This is a genomic window from Aquimarina pacifica (assembly GCF_000520955.1).
GTDB classification, from domain to species: domain Bacteria; phylum Bacteroidota; class Bacteroidia; order Flavobacteriales; family Flavobacteriaceae; genus Aquimarina; species Aquimarina pacifica.
This window is the reverse complement of record NZ_JACC01000029.1, coordinates 34,537-52,259: the sequence shown is the minus strand read 5'-3', so window position 1 is coordinate 52,259 and position 17,723 is coordinate 34,537. Positions and strand designations below refer to the sequence as shown.

At 34.5% G+C, this 17,723-nt stretch carries 18 protein-coding genes; 10 read left to right on the top strand and 8 right to left on the bottom strand.

Annotated elements, in window-relative coordinates; translation table 11 throughout:
• The first annotated feature begins 57 nt into the window (after window positions 1-57).
• From DZ60_RS0114925 to DZ60_RS0114915, 3 genes are all read left to right on the top strand, one after another.
• Window positions 58-837: an enoyl-CoA hydratase/isomerase family protein gene (locus DZ60_RS0114925; RefSeq protein WP_025742844.1), complete on the top strand. Its 780-nt coding sequence runs from the start codon at window positions 58-60 to the stop codon at window positions 835-837.
• A 52-nt stretch (window positions 838-889) separates the two neighbouring features.
• The gene (locus tag DZ60_RS0114920) at window positions 890-1,345 is read left to right on the top strand and encodes a tRNA (cytidine(34)-2'-O)-methyltransferase (protein ID WP_025742843.1); all 456 of its coding nucleotides are present in this window, start codon (window positions 890-892) and stop codon (window positions 1,343-1,345) included.
• Window positions 1,346-1,508: 163 nt separating this feature from the next.
• A complete protein-coding gene (locus DZ60_RS0114915; protein WP_025742842.1) occupies window positions 1,509-2,168 on the top strand; it encodes a hypothetical protein in 660 nt (219 codons plus the stop codon).
• 37 nt (window positions 2,169-2,205) lie between these two features.
• Here DZ60_RS0114915 and nadD read toward each other — a convergent pair whose 3' ends face one another.
• Window positions 2,206-2,787 (bottom strand): nicotinate (nicotinamide) nucleotide adenylyltransferase, encoded by a 582-nt coding sequence (gene nadD / locus DZ60_RS0114910; protein ID WP_025742841.1) that lies wholly within the window; start codon window positions 2,785-2,787, stop codon window positions 2,206-2,208.
• 457 nt (window positions 2,788-3,244) lie between these two features.
• Between nadD and DZ60_RS0114905 the strand changes: the two genes are divergently transcribed.
• Window positions 3,245-5,647 (top strand): TonB-dependent receptor, encoded by a 2,403-nt coding sequence (locus DZ60_RS0114905; protein WP_025742840.1) that lies wholly within the window; start codon window positions 3,245-3,247, stop codon window positions 5,645-5,647.
• Between the two features lie 4 nt (window positions 5,648-5,651).
• Complete coding sequence (locus DZ60_RS0114900) at window positions 5,652-6,512, top strand: DUF4249 family protein (RefSeq protein WP_034229816.1); 861 nt, start codon at window positions 5,652-5,654, stop codon at window positions 6,510-6,512.
• Window positions 6,513-6,701: 189 nt separating this feature from the next.
• Here DZ60_RS0114900 and DZ60_RS0114895 read toward each other — a convergent pair whose 3' ends face one another.
• From DZ60_RS0114895 to DZ60_RS0114875, 5 genes are all read right to left on the bottom strand, one after another.
• On the bottom strand, window positions 6,702-7,556 hold the full coding sequence (locus DZ60_RS0114895; RefSeq protein WP_025742838.1) for a hypothetical protein: 855 nt from the start codon (window positions 7,554-7,556) through the stop codon (window positions 6,702-6,704).
• 424 nt (window positions 7,557-7,980) lie between these two features.
• Window positions 7,981-8,553 carry a guanylate kinase gene (gene gmk, locus DZ60_RS0114890; protein ID WP_025742837.1) on the bottom strand — a complete coding sequence of 191 codons (573 nt, stop codon included), beginning with the start codon at window positions 8,551-8,553 and terminating at the stop codon, window positions 7,981-7,983.
• Window positions 8,554-9,411: a YicC/YloC family endoribonuclease gene (locus DZ60_RS0114885; RefSeq protein ID WP_025742836.1), complete on the bottom strand. Its 858-nt coding sequence runs from the start codon at window positions 9,409-9,411 to the stop codon at window positions 8,554-8,556.
• 155 nt (window positions 9,412-9,566) lie between these two features.
• Complete coding sequence (locus DZ60_RS0114880; protein WP_034229815.1) at window positions 9,567-10,118, bottom strand: CopD family protein; 552 nt, start codon at window positions 10,116-10,118, stop codon at window positions 9,567-9,569.
• A gap of 98 nt (window positions 10,119-10,216) precedes the next feature.
• Window positions 10,217-11,428 carry a mechanosensitive ion channel family protein gene (locus tag DZ60_RS0114875; RefSeq protein WP_025742834.1) on the bottom strand — a complete coding sequence of 404 codons (1,212 nt, stop codon included), beginning with the start codon at window positions 11,426-11,428 and terminating at the stop codon, window positions 10,217-10,219.
• 376 nt (window positions 11,429-11,804) lie between these two features.
• Here DZ60_RS0114875 and DZ60_RS0114870 point away from each other — a divergent pair, with 376 nt between their 5' ends.
• The 4 genes from DZ60_RS0114870 (at window position 11,805) to DZ60_RS23160 (ending at window position 15,042) form a co-directional block, all read left to right on the top strand.
• On the top strand, window positions 11,805-12,818 hold the full coding sequence (locus DZ60_RS0114870; protein WP_025742833.1) for a helix-turn-helix domain-containing protein: 1,014 nt from the start codon (window positions 11,805-11,807) through the stop codon (window positions 12,816-12,818).
• A 113-nt stretch (window positions 12,819-12,931) separates the two neighbouring features.
• Window positions 12,932-14,101, top strand: coding sequence for a PQQ-dependent sugar dehydrogenase (locus DZ60_RS0114865; RefSeq protein WP_206538656.1), 1,170 nt, complete (start codon window positions 12,932-12,934; stop codon window positions 14,099-14,101).
• Between the two features lie 16 nt (window positions 14,102-14,117).
• The gene (locus tag DZ60_RS0114860; RefSeq protein ID WP_161634428.1) at window positions 14,118-14,537 is read left to right on the top strand and encodes a nuclear transport factor 2 family protein; all 420 of its coding nucleotides are present in this window, start codon (window positions 14,118-14,120) and stop codon (window positions 14,535-14,537) included.
• A 4-nt stretch (window positions 14,538-14,541) separates the two neighbouring features.
• Complete coding sequence (locus DZ60_RS23160; RefSeq protein ID WP_025742830.1) at window positions 14,542-15,042, top strand: hypothetical protein; 501 nt, start codon at window positions 14,542-14,544, stop codon at window positions 15,040-15,042.
• On the opposite strand, the gene DZ60_RS0114850 is transcribed toward DZ60_RS23160, so the two are convergent.
• Window positions 15,035-16,429, bottom strand: coding sequence for an MATE family efflux transporter (locus tag DZ60_RS0114850; protein WP_025742829.1), 1,395 nt, complete (start codon window positions 16,427-16,429; stop codon window positions 15,035-15,037). The two genes, DZ60_RS23160 and DZ60_RS0114850, sit on opposite strands and share 8 nt — an antisense overlap.
• A complete protein-coding gene (gene hemH / locus DZ60_RS0114845) occupies window positions 16,429-17,466 on the bottom strand; it encodes a ferrochelatase (protein ID WP_025742828.1) in 1,038 nt (345 codons plus the stop codon). Before hemH ends, DZ60_RS0114850 begins: the two co-directional genes overlap by 1 nt.
• 60 nt (window positions 17,467-17,526) lie before the next feature.
• Here hemH and DZ60_RS25695 point away from each other — a divergent pair, with 60 nt between their 5' ends.
• Entirely contained in the window at window positions 17,527-17,655 is a 129-nt protein-coding gene (locus tag DZ60_RS25695) for a hypothetical protein (RefSeq protein WP_262482388.1), read from the top strand.
• Window positions 17,656-17,723: the final 68 nt, after the last annotated feature.

Here is a 17,723-nt window from a genome sequence, read left to right as displayed (position 1 = left end):
AAATATAAGTACAAATTAAGTTTTCGCTTATGCGGAAGTTAAAAAACATAAAATCACATGTATACCAACATTCTTACAGCGCAAAATAATGGTATTACCAGGATAACTATTAATCGTCCATCAAAGCTCAATGCCCTTAATAAAGATACCATTCAGGAACTACATGCTGCTTTTCGTGTAGCTGAATTAGATACAGACACCAAAGTAATTATTATTACCGGGAGCGGAGAGAAAGCCTTTGTTGCAGGAGCTGATATAAGTGAGTTTGCACATTTTTCGGTTGGTGAAGGAGGAAAACTAGCAGCCAAAGGGCAGGAACTACTTTTTGATTTTGTAGCAAATCTCACAACTCCGGTCATTGCTGCGGTTAATGGCTTTGCATTGGGTGGTGGTTTAGAGCTAGCGATGGCAGCACATTTTAGAATTGCCAGTGATACAGCCAAAATGGGGCTCCCAGAAGTGTCTTTGGGAGTGATACCTGGATATGGAGGTACGCAACGACTTCCTCAATTAGTAGGAAAAGGAAGGGCGATGGAAATGATTATGACAGCAGGAATGATCGATGCCCAACAGGCATTACAATACGGTTTAGTAAATCATATCACTACACCCGAAGAGCTATTAGCATTAGCAGAGAAATTAGGAAGTAAAATTATGCGAAACTCTTCGGTAGCCATAGGTGCAGCGATAAAAGCCATTAATGCAGGTTACGAAGATGGAGTGAATGGATATAATGTAGAAATAGAACAGTTTGGCAATTGCTTTGGTACCGAAGATTTTAAAGAAGGAACTTCGGCATTTTTAGAGAAACGTAAAGCAGATTTTCCAGGAAAATAGAATAGAGGAAAATACCGATAATTTTTTATGATCAAAAAGAAGATATATTCTAATGCCCTATAACATTGTTCTCATAGAACCAGAAATACATACAAATACGGGTAATATTGGTAGGCTAAGTTTAGCATCAGGATCCATATTACATTTGGTAAAACCTTTTGGTTTTGAGATTACTGATTCCAGACTCAAAAGAGCCGGATTAGACTACTGGAAACATATCGAATTGCATACCTATGAAAATGCAGATGAGTTTTTTGAAATGCATAAAGACAAAAAAATGACCTTTCTCTCGAGTCATGCAAAAAAGGAGTACTATGATATCCCGTATGAAGACGATATGTTTTTTGTTTTCGGAAAAGAATCTGCAGGTTTATCAAAACAAATTACAGATCAATTTGCAGATCAACTATACAAAATACCGTTACACAACCCTCATATTAGAAGCCTAAATCTTGCGAATGCCGTAGGCATAGTAGTCTACGAAGGCTTAAGGAATCTAAGAAAATGATACCTTATAATGTTTATGTTCTGACTCAAGATTTCGGATTTTGTATAAAATACAGCTAAACTGTCTTTGTTATAATGTATTTAGTATAATCGAAGATCTCTTGACTTTTGTACTCGTAGTTTTGTATTTTTATATGAATATACATTAAAACCATTTCTGAGAGATGAAACTATTCTATAAATACCTTACAGTGATCCTTTTCATTCTCCTTGCTATTACAACCATAGTGGCTTTTATATTTTTTGAAGACCAATTACCCTCACTTGACCTTACAATAATAGAACCAAGTACAATAATTGGTGTGTTGGGATATGTTTCGATTATTATGTTAGTGGTAGAACAATCCATAGAGATATTTGTATTTGATGCTAACAAAAAAAAGAAAGAAGCGTCAAAAAAAAGGATTCAAAAAATCAATGCTATATTAGAAAAAATGGACCCAGAAGCACTTGTTTCTGAAATCGATGAGCAGATTATACTGCTTACAAAGGAGCAAAAAGAGAATAAACGGCGTATGGTAAGAGAAAGAGAAGAACTAAAAATAGAATTAGAGCAACAGGGACTAAAAAGACAACGAAGAATTCGGGTGATAAGTTTTATTATGGGGTTGCTAATTTCATTTTCAGGAATTCGCATTCTAACTGGTGCTTTGTTTAACTCTGGGGTCTTATTTGATGTAGAGGAGGGAGGATTAGGTATGCAAGCAACGATACTTCAATCTATTGATATTATTCTTACCGCAGCCATTATTGCTGGTGGAAGCGATCGTGTGCATAGTCTAATTAAAAGAGCAAAAGTAGCGTTGAATCCTTATGAGGAATAAGAAATTAGAATGCTATGAAAAATATATATTTTGTAAATTATTTATAAAAATTCATTTCATCAATATAATCCCAAACGGCTCCAGGTAGAAGAGGGCGTATATTTTTATTATCAATAATAGATTTTCGAATAAAAGTTGAAGAAATTTCCATGATGGGTGCATCCACCCGATTAATTTTAGGATGGTTCTCAAATTGACTATCTGTAATGCCTGCAGAAATTCTAGGATAAACATAAAGATCATGGTGTTCTAGAATCACTTCATAATTTTTCCATTTATGAAAACTCTTCAGGTTATCTTCTCCCATGATTAGACTAAATCTATCATTCGGGTATTTTTCTTGCAAGTAGATAAGGGTGTCAGTGGTATAATTGGGTTGAGGTAGCTTAAATTCTATGTCACTAGGTTGTAGCTTGGGATAGTCTTTTGTTGCTTGATAGACCATTTCATATCGATGGTGATTATCTAATAAAGAACTTTTCTTTTTAAAAGGGTTGTGAGGTGTCACCACCATCCATAATTCATCAAGATCAGAAAATTCTGCCATATGATTGGCAATCGCCAAATGACCGATATGAATAGGATTAAATGTCCCAAAATAGAGCCCTATGTTTTTCATTTAATTAAAGTTGTTTTGTAAAAGATAGTAAAGCACAAAAGTGATGCTTATAAATATATCCAAAGGTATGAATTTTATACAGTCAAAAGGATGTAATTTCGGTTTCGTATCTCTAGATTTTTTTTGATTAGTTCTTGCGATATTACTAATAGGGAAAGAATTCGTAAACCTCCTTTTTGATTTCTTTTTTGGTAACGAACAATAAAGAATGTCTAGGGCATAATTGAATTGTGATTATATGGTTCAGCAACGAATAAAAAGTACGCCAGAATATCTGCGTTGGACTTAAATCTTCTTAAAATCTCTAATATAACTTGTAACATCCCGTTAATAGATCTCGTCCTTAGGATGTTCTTAACATAAAATTTTCATAAAGTTTAGTGGTTTTATATAACCCGCAATATGCAATGATTCGCTGTTTTTGACAATTTTAGATTTAATCACAAAATTATTCTTTATGCTATATGCACCTCATCCAGAAAAAAAAATACATGCTTTATTCGTTTTTCTAGGGTTACTTTTTCTTTGTACAGGATCAAAAGCACAAGTCAGTCATACAATTAGTGGAACAATTACAGATGGAAGCAATGGAGAGTCCCTTTCTGGAGTATCTGTTTTTCTCAAAGGAACCTCTGTAGGTGTTGTCACCAACGAATATGGTTTTTATTCTATCACCACATTAGAAGGGAGTTATGATCTAATTGTTTACTATTTGGGATATTTAGAAGTGACTAAAAGTATTGCTCTAAAAGAGGACCAAAAGATAGATTTTGAAATGCAAGAATCATCTACTCAATTAGAAGAAGTAATTATAGAGGCAGAAGAAACAGAGCGCGTAAGCCTGAGAAAGCCAGAAATGAGCATTGCCAAACTAAAAATTGGAACTATCAAAAAAATGCCTGTTGTTTTAGGAGAAATAGATATTATAAAATCATTGCAGATGTTACCAGGAATTGCCAATAGTAATGAAGGTTTCGGAGGATTTCATGTGCGGGGAGGGGCAGCAGATCAAAATTTAGTATTATTAGATGAGGCCATTATTTATAATACCTCCCATCTTTTTGGTTTCTTTTCTGTTTTTAATTCGGATGCCATTAAGGATGTTAAGTTGTATAAAGGTGGGATTCCGGCTCGTTTTGGAGGCAGAGTATCTTCTGTATTGGATATTCGACAAAAGGATGGGAATAGCAAGAATTTTGCAATGAGCGGTGGGATTGGTTTACTTTCGAGTCGATTGGCTCTAGAAGGGCCTTTGTTTAAAGGAAAAGGATCATTTTTGGTGGCAGGAAGAAGTTCGTATGCACAAGTGCTGGCAAAAGTAGCGGGAGAAGATGATAGTGCTAATTTTTACGACCTTAATCTTAAAACAAATTATAGCCTTAACAAGCATAACAAATTATATCTATCTGGTTATTTCGGAAGAGATAATTTTAAGTTTGGTGATGATTTTACTATGGGATATGGGAATCTTTCTGGTAACCTGCGATGGAATCATATTTTTAATAATAAGTTGTTTTCTAATCTTTCTTTTATTTATAGTAAATATGACTATAAAATAGGGATTGAGACCGATAAGTTCGATTGGCTGTCCTCGATCAATACTTATAATCTTAAGTATGATCTAAAATCGTATGCAAGCGATACCTATACTTTAGATTTTGGTGTCAGTGGTATTTATTATGATTTTGACCCGGGACAAATTCGTCCTACCTCAGGAACCTCACAAATAAATCCTTTTAATCTTGATAGAAAAAAAGCATTCGAAGGAGGTATTTACATCAATGCCGAGCATAAGCTCAGTGATAAGTTAACACTGCAATACGGTGCTCGATACAGCGTTTTTAGCAGATTTGGTGGGCAGGCCATGACAAATTATGCCAATGATCAACCTGTAGTCTATAATACGACCTTAGGTATTTATGAACGTGGAATTCCTATTGGAGAAACAGATTTTGAAAAAAATGAGACCATTGAGAATTATGGTACCTTAGAACCCAGAGCTGCACTTGCTTATCAGTTAAATGATAAATCATCGATAAAAGCAGGGTATTCGCGCGCAGCACAGTATGTTCATTTACTGTCTAATACAGCTTCGATTACCCCCTTAGATGTATGGACTCCTAGTGGACAATATATAAAGCCGCAACGTTCTGATCAGTATGCCTTGGGATATTTTAGAAACTTTAAAGACAAAACCTACTCTCTAGAATTAGAAACCTATTACAAAACAACAGACAATCGAATTGATTATATCGATGGAGCAGATTTGATAGGGAATAATACTATCGAAACAGAAATATTAAATGGAGAATCCAGAGCTTATGGATTGGAGTTTTTGCTCAGAAAAAACACAGGAAAATTTACAGGGTGGTTTGCCTATACCTTATCAAAATCAGAACAAAGAACCCTAGGAGGTACTGCAGGAGGTCCGGGGATTAATAATGGAGATTGGTATAATACGCCTTATGATAGAACACATGATATCTCAATAACAGGGTCGTATACTTTGAATGATAAATGGAGTTTCGGAACAAATCTGGTATTTCAAACCGGAAGACCTGTGACCTATCCCAATGGTCAATACGAATATGAGGGGTTTTCTATAGCGAGTTATTCTGATCGTAATTCTGATCGGTTAACCGCATATCATCGATTAGATATTTCTGCAACATACAGACCTAATAGAAAACCGCATAAACGATGGAAAGGCGAATGGGTTTTCGGAATCTATAATGTCTATAATCGTAGGAATGCCGCATCCGTATCTTTTGGTCAAAACCTAGAAACAGGTGCTAATGAAGCAACCAGAACAGCAATTTTTGGCTTAGTACCATCAGTGACTTATAATTTTAAATTCTAGAGCAATGAATACAAATACATACATAAAAATAACACACATTTTTTTTATAATACTTATGGTATTTTGTATTATATCTTGCGAGGATGTGATTGATGTAGATGTACAAACAGCACCTACAAGGTTAACGATAGAAGCATCTCTAGATTGGGAAAAAGGTACTTCAGGAAATAATCAAATAATAAAATTAAGCACGTCGACGGCCTATTTTGATACCACTTCTAATACTGCAGTTACAGGTGCATCGGTCAACGTAACCAATACTACTAGTGGCGCAGTATTTAATTTTACGGATCAAAATGACGGAACATATACGACCGTTGATTTTGTTCCTGTATTTTATGATTCTTATACATTGGAAGTGATATACAATGGAGAAAAGTATGAAGCTACAGAAACACTATTTCCGGTTGTAGATTTTATAAATATCACACAATCAAGAGAAGATGGTTTTGATGAAGAGGCACTCGAAGCCAATATTACATTTATTGACCCCGAAGAAGAAGGGAACTATTATTTTATTAAGGTTGAAGAAGAAGGAGAACGTTTTTCTTCTGTAGCTGCTTTCGAAGATGAGTTTGTAAATGGTAATGAAATTGGCTTGTTGGTTGAGAAATATGATGAAGAAGAGGATGAAGATGAAGAGTTTGTGGTTGGTGATACCATAGAGATTTATCTTTTTGGGATTTCTGAGGCTTATTATAATTATGTTAATATTCTTTCTGGTCAATTTTTTGGAGCAGGTATTTTTGATCCGACACCTGTGGATGTAAAAGGAAATTGTATCAATGTGGATAACAAAGATAATTATGCAAATGGATATTTTAGGGTAACCGAAGTCATAAGGGAAAACTATACGTTTGAGTAATGTCTTTGGGATAATAAGGAAAAAAGAGTTTTTTGAATGTGCTGAAATCGAACCAGCTTTTTGAATAACCTTTGTAAGGAAGAAGCCTTGTTTTAGGTTTCAAAACCCAAAACAAGGCTTATATTAGTAGTGCCAATTGATAAATCTTCTCGCTCCTTTTTTAGTTAAAATTAGAGGTTAGATCCGTTTTTAATACCAACACCATCCTTGGTAAGATGAAACTTGATCATTCCAAGAAATTTTCTTAAACCATTTCCATTTAAGGGTATACCACGATAAATTTTTGATACCATAAGAGGACCAATAGTAATATCCGGGAATATAAAAATTAAGAGACTTTCCTCCGTAACAGCTATGCTCTTTGAGACGTAGATACCCATTATACCAATATGGTTTTGTAATTATTGCAGAAGACATTTGATCATTATTTCCCGAGCCTACCCAATGATTCCCAGTAGCTCTTCTCGATGTTCTTCTCAAACTATTCATTTGTGAGCTATAATATGCGTGTTTATAAAAATAAAAGTTACCATGCCCCCAATAGTCATAACTATTGCATCGAAAACCTTTATTTTCTGTCTCTTGGCCTTCTTCTTCTTCTTTTGGTAATTCTAATTCTAAATGTTTCTCCATATACGCGGTCATCTCTTCTTCTGAGTCAAATACGCGCACACTAATCTCTTTACTATCTTCTTCAAGCTTATCAAAAAGTAATGTTGTGCCGCTTTCTTCTTTAGTAAAAAGAGTTTCTGCCATTTCTAGATCGCCGGATACATCAGTGATCTCGTCCTCTATTTGATTATATGTATAAGTGACATTAAATTCCCTTTCATTATAATAGTAATTATGAGAGATTTTAACGATCTCTTCTTGCTCTATGTCTCCAAATTCCTCCTCAGGATTCTCAATATCTTTGGATGTTGAATTTTTTAATAGTGCTTCTTTTTCCACTTCTGTGGATACCATAGAATCTTCTTTTTCACATCCAAATAAAAAAATGGAAATAGAGATCAGAAATACTAATTTTGTTACATGATTTTTCATTAGTAATAAGTTTTAATAGTCCCTACTCTAATAAAGGTTTTTCGGGTTACACCTCAATACAATTAATTTGATCGATCTATTAATAAGTACATAAAGCGTAGATTCATTACCCAAAAAAGATGAAAAATATTTTATTACCGCGAATATGAAGTGTACTAGGTGTAAAGAAACTTAAACCTCCTTCTATTTATTCTTCATTTTTTTGTGTCAGTTTAATTAGATGATAATCTAGGTTGGTATATATAACTGGTAAAGACTATTTTGTTACTGGTTGTATTGTTTGTAGAGGGTCTCTTTCTTTTTGTTTTGTCTGAGTACAAAAATGGTATTGTATTGGTGACTTTTGTAGTTATGAGAGTGCCAAAAAAATGCCCAACGTCTTCAGACGTTGGGCAGCTTGATTATTTACAATAAGTTTTTAAGCTTATTTCAGAAGAAACTTTTTTACCAATTGATATACTTCTTCTTTGGCTTTTTCTAGGTCATCATTGGTGACAATAGCATCAAACTGTGGTGCCGTAGCCATTTCTGTAGAAGCTTTGGCGACACGCATATTGATTTTGTCCTCGGATTCTGTTTTACGCTTTTTTAAGCGAATTTTAAGCTCTTCGATACTCGGTGGCTTTATAAAAATTGCCAATGTACGATCCGGATAAATGCTTTTGATATCAAGACCGCCCACAACATCAATATCAAAAATTACATGCTTCCCATTATCCCAAAGACGTTGTATTTCTGTTTTTAAGGTTCCGTAAAAATTATCTCGATAGACCTCTTCCCATTCTAGAAATTCATCAGCTTTGATTTTGTTCTTAAATTCTCTAAGAGATAAAAAATAATAGTCTTTTCCATGAATTTCTCCGCCTCTAGGTTCGCGGGAAGCAGCAGAAATAGAAAAGCCAAGATTTAACTCTTCTTGATGAAGTAAGTATTTAACTAAAGTAGTTTTTCCACTCCCAGACGGTGCCGAAAGTACAATAAGTTTACCTTGGTTCATTTACAAAACGTTTAGTAATTGTTCTTTAATTTTTTCGAGTTCATCTTTCATTTGCACTACTAATTGTTGCATAGGTGCATAGTTTGATTTACTACCAATTGTATTAATTTCTCTTCCGATTTCTTGAGTTATAAATCCTAGTTTTTTTCCGTTTGAGTCATTAGAATTTAAGGTAGTAGCAAAGTATTCTAGGTGATTAGAAAGTCGAACTTTTTCCTCGGTAATGTCAAATTTTTCGAGATAATAAATTAATTCTTGTTCAAAACGATTTTGATCTACATCTTCTTTTAGGTCAGAAACAGCCTTTTGAAGTTTTTCTCGAACCGCAATCATGCGTTCGGGATCTATTAGTTTTACTTTATCCAGTAACTCACTAATATTTTTGATGCGAAGATTAAAGTCTTTCTCCAGTGCTTTTCCTTCATTACTTCTATAATCTTCTATTTCTAAAAGTGCTTTGGTAAGTGCTTCTTTAATGGCATTAAATTCTTTAGCATCTATTTCTTCACGTTCAGTTTTTAAGGCATCAGGCATTCGAATAGCCATTTTCATTAATTCTGTAGCATCTCCATTATGAACATTAGAAAGCTGTCGCATGTATTCTTTTACAATACCTTCATTTACCTTATTAGAAGTCTCCTCGCCTGTAGCTTCGACATATAAACCAAAGTCAACTTTACCTCGTACAAGAGTTTTGGCAATGGTATTTCGCATCTCTAACTCTTTTTCTCTATACTGAGAAGGAATTCTTGCGTTGAGGTCTAAGTTTTTGCTATTAAGGGATTTAACCTCAATTGTGATTTTTCTTGCAGGAAGTTGTAATACAAATTTCCCAAAGCCTGTCATTGATTTAATCATAGAATTATGCTAAAGTTGCACGAAGATAAGCAAAACTGATGAGGTAACGTAGATAACATTGTTTCAGAAATTGATTTGGTATCAAAAAGAAAGATAACAATATCAAATACCTTTTCCTGTATGTTGAATTTTATAAAAATTGCTTTATAAACATATCAAGCCTCTGGGTTTTTATCCCGTATTTTTTTATAAAATTTAATTCCTAACATAAGTAAAACAGCCAGTGAAATGATCCCAATAACACCATAAATCCAATTCACGGCATCACGTACGATTACCAAAAATATAACAGAAAAAAGAATGATAGTAGAACCTTCATTCCACATTCTCATTTGATTAGAGGACCACTTGACAATATCGACTTGTAATTGCTTGTATATATGATGAGATTTGAGGTGATAGAGTATAAGTAACACTATAAATCCAAGTTTTATATGCATCCAAGGTTGTTGCAGCCACTCAGGGATTAATAGTAACAACCAAATAGCAAATAAGGTTGCCAAAATTGCAGAAGGCCAAGTAATAATGAACCATAGTCGCTTTGCCATTAGCTTAAGTTGCTTACTCAAAATTTCTTTCTCTGGAGATGGTTTCTGAGAGGCTTCAATTTGATATACAAAGAGGCGCGGCATATAAAACAAACCGGCAAACCAGGTAATCACAAATATAAGATGTAACGATTTTATGTAGTCGTAATATTCGATCATGTCTAACTTTTTACTGGGATCCCAAAAGTAAGAAATCTTCAAACAGCAAATGTACAAACCTTATATTATGTAGTTTTAATCTAAAATTCTAGGGCTAATTATTTCTGAATTTTAAAGCCAGGGATCACATAATTTTCAGGAATATTCTCTGGTGGTACTGTGAGTACATTTCCATCTCTCATTGCACTGTAATGTGGAGATAGTATTTCTATCCCAGCGTTATGCAATTCATTTTTTAAATGATCATGAAGCATAGAGTAAATAACTGCCGCTTTTTCTGGGTTCTTGGTATAGGCGTTGACTTCGTAGTTTACATAAAAATCATCTAGGCTTTTGATCAAAACAAAAGGAGAGGGTTCTTGTAGGATTAATTCTGTTTTTTTGGCTCCTTCTATTAAAGCCTTTAAGACCTTATTACTTGATACATCATACCCTATAGTTACTGAAGTATGTAATATAATCCCGACATCTTCTGCGGCATTGGTAGTAAAATTGACAATATGATTTCCTAGAATAGAAGAATTAGGGATAGTAATATCTAAGTTTTTTATAGTTTTTACTCGGGTTACCAACAAGCTACGCTCTGTAATATCTCCTATCGTATTTCCTATTTCTACACGATCTCCTATTTTGAAAGGACGCATATAGGTAATTACAATACCTGCTACAATATTAGAAATAGCAGAAGTAGAACCCAACGAAAATAAAATCCCAAAAAAGATAGAGAGCCCTTTAAAAGCCGGAGAATCAGAACCAGGGATATACGGAAAAACGATAATAACAGCAAAAGCAATAATTACAACTCTCAATAGATTAAAAGTAGGGCGTGCCCAGTCTGCATGAAAGCCATCCAGGCGTACAGCCTCTTTTTCTAACTCACCAGTAACATATTTCAGAAAACGAAGTAAATATTTGGTAACAAAGAAAATGACAATAATAAAGAATAGATTCGGTATAAAATCAAGAAGCCCATTATACAAGAAAAACAATGGCTTTTTTATATAACCTAACACAACATCAGCATATTCTTTGGTCTGGGGAATAAAGCTGAATAAAAAAGGTAAATAAAAGACTAAAAAAGTTAGTCCAACACCTATTTTTAGCAGTCTTAATAATGCTTTAAGAATATGACGTTCTCTAGAAGGTGTAATAAATCTGAAAAACTGAGCTGCTTTACTCCCTCCAAAAAAAATATTTCTTTCTAATTGATCTGTTTTCTTTTGCAACCATTTGAAAAATTTGCTCAGCAAAAAAAAGAAAAATAGCATACCAACGAGAGCGATAGCAAAATATACGTATTCTATAACCATAGTGTTTTGTTTTAGTAAAGCTAACCTATTCTTATACTTTCAAACTCTTTTAGGGTATGCTTGCAAAAGTGCTCATTTTACAAGGAGATTTTGAAAATGCCTTTTGTTAGACCATAAGGCACTATTTAATTGTATACTTCAAATGATAATACAATTTCATAGTCAAATACAAATATATAGATTTAACATTTGTTTGGCAGTTTTGGTGGTATAAAATTTAATTTTTACGTGATCAAAAAAATACGTGTTTTACAGGTTTGTTTTCAATGACATAAGGACAAAGCAATTGAAAAAGTAGATCCCAAACCGAAAATAAGAAATATAGTTTTGCGTAATTTTAACTAAAAATATATGAGATCATTTTAATTTTGGAACTATGATTAAAGAGGGTTTTATATTAGTTTTGAGTTGTTTGGGTTTGGCACAAGCACTTTTTTTATGCTTTTATCTTTTTACTTTAAAAAAAGGAAATAAAAAAGCGAATAGATTGTTGGCTTTTGTTCTTTTGGGTTTAACAATTAGAATAGGGAAGTCTGTTTTTAATAATTATATTGTTTTAGAACCTTGGCAGCGTAATCTTGGTATTTCAGGAATATTAATGTCGGGACCATTTTTATGGTTTTATGGTAAAGCGCTTCTGAATAAGAAGTATATGCTTTCAAAATTTTATTTTCTACATTTTGTGCCTTTTGCAATTTTTGTTTTGGGTAGCACAATCATTCCTAATACCAGAAATTGGGAGTCCTATCTTAGTTATGGTCTTGTCGTTTTTCATCTAGGGATATATTTGACTTTATCCTGGGCATATATCTATAAAGTGAGAAAAGAGGCAAATCCACAACTCCTTACCTGGTATCGAACCATTGTGTTTGGAGCATGCCTTATTTGGTTTTTTTACCTAAGTAATTTTGCAGGATTTATACCTTTTTATATCGGCGGAGCAATTTTGTATTCTATATTAGTTTATGGGTTCTCATATTTGCTGCTTAAAAGGCATGTTTTTTCTTTAGAAAAATACAGTAATTCTGCAATTGATAGAAAGGCCTCGACTAAGTTAATCCAGAATGTTAAGACACTTTTCGAAAGTGAAGAAGTTTATTTGGATAATACAATTTCATTGCAAATAATTGCAGAGAAATTAGCGGTTACGCCAAGGGAACTATCACAGGTAATTAATGAGAACGAAAACAAAAATTTTTCTGAGTTTGTAAATTCTTATCGAATTGAAAAGGCCAAATTGTTGTTGATTGACCCTGCTTATGCTTTAGAAAAAATAGCAACAATCGCTTATGATTGCGGTTTTGGAAATGTTACTTCATTTAATCTTGCTTTTAAAGCAGTTACTCAAAAAACTCCTTCTACTTACAGAAATCAATTCAGTATGACGTGATTTGTTAATTATATTTCATCACTTGATACCTTTTCATCTTTAAAATCATGATTTTTAAAGGATTTTGGTTGTCTTTTTTTGACTTTGCAGTCAAAATTATCAAATTCAAAAACATGAACAGATTCATATGGATATTTCTACCATGTATAGTATGTATTATTGGATGTGCTAAAACTACAAAGCCTAAGCAGTCCATAAAAACAAACCCTGTAAAAGAAATAATTGTCGAAGGGTTGAAACACCCTTGGAGTATGGCTTTTATCTCAGAAAAAGATGTGGTGGTTTCAGAAAAAGATGGTAACCTGTTACGAGTATATTTCGACACTTCAGAAAAAAAGATTATTAAAGGGTTTCCCAGAGATCTTACCGATAGTATTCGTGCCATTTGGCGGGGTGATAATTCGGGAATTTTTGATGTTTTGCTAGACCCAGATTTTAAGAATAATCATCATCTATATGTTTCTTATGCTGCCAAACAAAAAAATAAAGGCAGTACGACTAAGGTGATTAGAGGAACGCTGATCAATGATTCTCTTACGAGTATTAAAACATTACTAGAGGCAGGTCCCTATACCAAAGAGTATTTTCATTATGGTGGCGGAATGACATTTGGGGCTGATCAAAAATTATACATTACCGTGGGAGAACGACTTTTTAAAGAAATTGATGAACCCGAAACACCAATTGCACAAGACCTAACCGATAGACGAGGCAAGATATATCGCATTAATACTGATGGCAGTATCCCTCATGATAATCCCGTTTTGGGCGAAAATATGGTCAAAGGAATTTATGCTTCAGGAATTCGAGCTGCACAAGGCATCACATTACATCCAGAAACAGGTAAACTCTGGTTTAGTGAGCATGGCACCATGCAAGGAGATGAAATTAATATTCTAAAAGCAGGTGCTAATTATGGGTGGCCATTGATCACCACAGGAGGGTATCGCAGTAAGGAGTTCAAACCAAAAATTCCTGAAGATGTTGATTTTACAGATCCTATTTGGTACTGGAAACATACGGTAGCACCTACGGGTCTTGTTTTTTGTACGTCGCACGAATTTCCAGCATGGAAAAATGACCTATTGGTTTCAGGATTATCCAGAGGAAGTCTTTGGCGATTTCGAATTGAAAATGATACCATAAAGAGCGCCGAAGAATTATTTGTTGATGATCGGGTTCGGGCACGAAAAGTGCTGCAAAGCCCCGCAGGAAAACTATATCTTCTGACCGATGAGGTTAATGGAAAAATTATAAGAATCAAAAATGAACCTAATTTTTAGCAAAACACAAAAAAACATGAAGCAATTATTTTTATTACTCATCCTACTCAATAGCTACTCACTTTTTTCTCAGTCAGCGTATGATCAAATTCAAGAGACATTACAAAATTATCTCCAAGGTACTTCCTACAATCGACCCGAACAAATCAAAAAAGGATTTCATGAGGATGCGAATTTATATCTCACCAATAAAGAAAAAAGTTTATGGATCGTTCCTATTGTTGAGTATGCCGGTTGGTTTGCCAAGCGAGAAAAAGACGTTTTTAACGGAAGAAAGGGGAAGATCCTTGCTGTAGATATTGAAAATGATATCGCCATGGCAAAAGCAGAAATTACACAAACCAAAAACAGCAAAGTATATATTGACATCTTCCTGCTTAAACGCATAGAGGGTGCATGGAAAATTATAAGTAAAGCAGCAACCACAAGAAATTAATAGCATGAATAGAAAGACATTTATAACAAGAGCGGTTACAGGTGTTGCATTGGCCAGCATGAGTCCAAATGCGATATTTTCTCAATCGATACAAGAATACGAGCCGTATGATATCAAATTAGTCAAAGAATTTGTAATAGCCGGTCATAAGGATTTACAAAAAGTACAAAAAATGTTGACGGAGCACCCCAATTTGATCCATAGTCGTTATGATTGGGGAAATGGAGATTTTGAAGAAGCCATAGAAGGGGCAGCGCATGTCGGTAATACTGAAATCGCAGAATATTTAATTAGCCAAGGAGCTAGAGTGACCCTCTTTACACTTACTATGCTTGGTAAAATAACATTAGTAAAACCAACTCTAGAGGCCTACCCGAATTTAATTTTTGCCAGAGGTCCTCATGGCTTTACATTATTACATCATGCCAAAGTAGGGCAACAAGATGAACTGTATGCATATCTCAAAGAAAAAGGGCTACATCAAACCAATATAAAAATCAAGTAGCAGATTCTCTCGTGACAAGTTTTGTTCTGATTTCGCGATTCAGAAAATAACCTGTTACGATCGTTGATAAAACATCAGCAATAGGAAATGAGATCCAAACACCTAGTTCCCCATAAAATTTGGGTAAAATTAATATCAAGGGAATGAAGAAAAATCCTTGCCTTGATAATGTAAGTAATAATGCAGGTAAGGCTTTACCGGCTGCCTGAAAATATGCAGCACCAATAAGTTGTAATGCAATAATTGGTGTTGCGGCAAATACCCATCGCATAGGAGTTGCTGTATGAGAAAGAACAAACTCATTTAGGGCCAATTCTTTTGCCGGAAGATTCGTGTCGTTACTTAAAAACAACGCCGTTATTTCTACAGGAAAAATCATTAATCCTATAAAAACTAAAGTAGCTAAGATAGCTGCATATTTTATGGCTGTATTGATTGTCTCTCGAACACGTTCATAATGCTTAGCCCCGTAATTGTATCCCGCAATTGGCAAAAATCCTTGCGTAACACCAAAAACAGGAAATAAAGCAAACATCAACATTCTACCGATAATAGCGTATACGGCAACAAGTCCTTCTTGCCCAAGATCAAAAAGTATGTTGTTCATAAGCAGATATGTAATACTTACGACTGCTTGTCTTGCCATGGTTACGCCGCCTAAAGACGTGATTTCACCTACAATACTCTTTTGTAGTCCCAGATGGCGAAAACTAATTTTTAATTCAGAATTTTTTGAAGCAAAAAACCAAAAAATATAGAGAAAACAAGCCATATATGATCCTGTTGTTGCCCATGCGGCTCCATGCATTCCCATATCAAATACATAAATAAGAAGATAATCCAGAAATAAATTGCTTACCGTAGGAATGATCATAGCGACCATTGCAAATTTGGGCTTACCCTCTGCTCTGATTACTGTATTGCCTAACATAGCAAAACCCAGAATCGGGACCCCGTATAGAATAATGGTATAATATATTTTTGCAGGTTCAAAAATATCACCTTTGCCTCCAAAATTAGGAATGATGTCATCTACAAAGACAAGTCCCAAAATCACTAAAGACACCATTAGAAGTAAGGCAATAGTAATTTGGTTTCCGAAGGTTTTGAGGGCTTTTTCTTTGTCTCCCGCTCCCAAGGCTCTTGAAATAATACTAGAACCACCAACACCAACAGACATCCCTAATGCGCCAATAAAGAAAGATACTGGTAATACTACATTAATTGCTGCAAAAGCAATAGAACCAATCCAATTTCCGACAAAAATAGAGTCAATGAGCACATTGAGTGACATCACTAATATCCCTACAGAAGCAGGAACTGCTTGTTTTATCAAGAGTTTTCCTATCGGTTCGATTCCTAAGGCGTCAGAGACGGTCTTTGTCATTATACAAGTTCTGTTTTGGTCTCAGCCCAATCATTGATCCAGTTTGCTAAAATTGAAGCCCAGTCATCACGGTCATTTAGACAAGGAATGGTTGTAAATTCTTTACCACCAACCTCATGAAAAATTTCCTCTCCTTCCATGGCTATTTCCTCTAAGGTCTCAAGACAATCTGATACAAAAGCTGGGGTGACAATGGCCATTTTTTTAACACCTTCTTTCCCCATGCGTTCGATGGTTCTATCTGTATAAGGTTGTAACCATGGATCAAAACCTAAACGAGATTGAAACGAGGTTGAATAGGTTCCCTCTTTTAGCCCTAAGGTTTTAGCTACATTTTTTGTCGTGGTATAGCATTGGTGACGATAGCAAAATTCATGTGCAGGAGTTTCAGCTGCATGACAACAAGATCCATCAATTTGGCAATGAGATTTTGTAACATCACTTTTTCGTATGTGTCGCTCAGGAACACCATGATAGGAAAATAGTAGATGTTCGTAATCTAGATTTTCTAGGTGTTCACCAATACTTTTTGAAAGAACTTTGATATACTCAGGTTTGTTGTAAAATGCAGGAATATCAATAAATTTCATTTCAGGAAAATGAGTAGACCGTAATTCTTCTGCAAGTACCAAAATCGTTTCTGTAGTTGCCATCGCAAACTGCGGATAGAGTGGGATAATCATTACTTCATTAACACCTTTATCGTGTAACTCTTGAAGCCCTTTTTTTATACTCATCGACCCGTAGCGCATTGCTAATCCTACTGTTATTGGTGTACGATCTGCAACTTTTTTCTGTAACCGTTCTGATAATACGATTAGAGGAGACCCTTCGTCCCACCATATTTTTTTATAAGCTGCTGCTGATTTTTTTGGCCGGGTATTCAGGATAATTCCTTTTACAAGAAGTATTCGTGCCCATAAGGGAACATCAATTACTCGGGGATCCATCAAAAATTCACCAAGATATTTTTTTACATCTTTGGGATCAGTACTGTCAGGTGATCCAAGATTAACAAGAAGAACTCCTTTACTCATAAACTTTTTCTTTTTCAATAAACAAAAATACGAACTAATAGAAGTATTGGTGCTAAAAAAATGATAAGACTTGTCAATACTGGCATAGAGAATTTAAGTATTACCATAAAGGATGGTTTAGGAGTAGGGTATCGTAAGTTTTTTTATCTATACATGTCTAATGTTAATGCTAAAACTTCTTTTGGATAAGGAGCTCTTGTCATAGAAAATATTGATGTAAAAAAGGTTGAAATGTCAAGATGTGAACATTGACATTG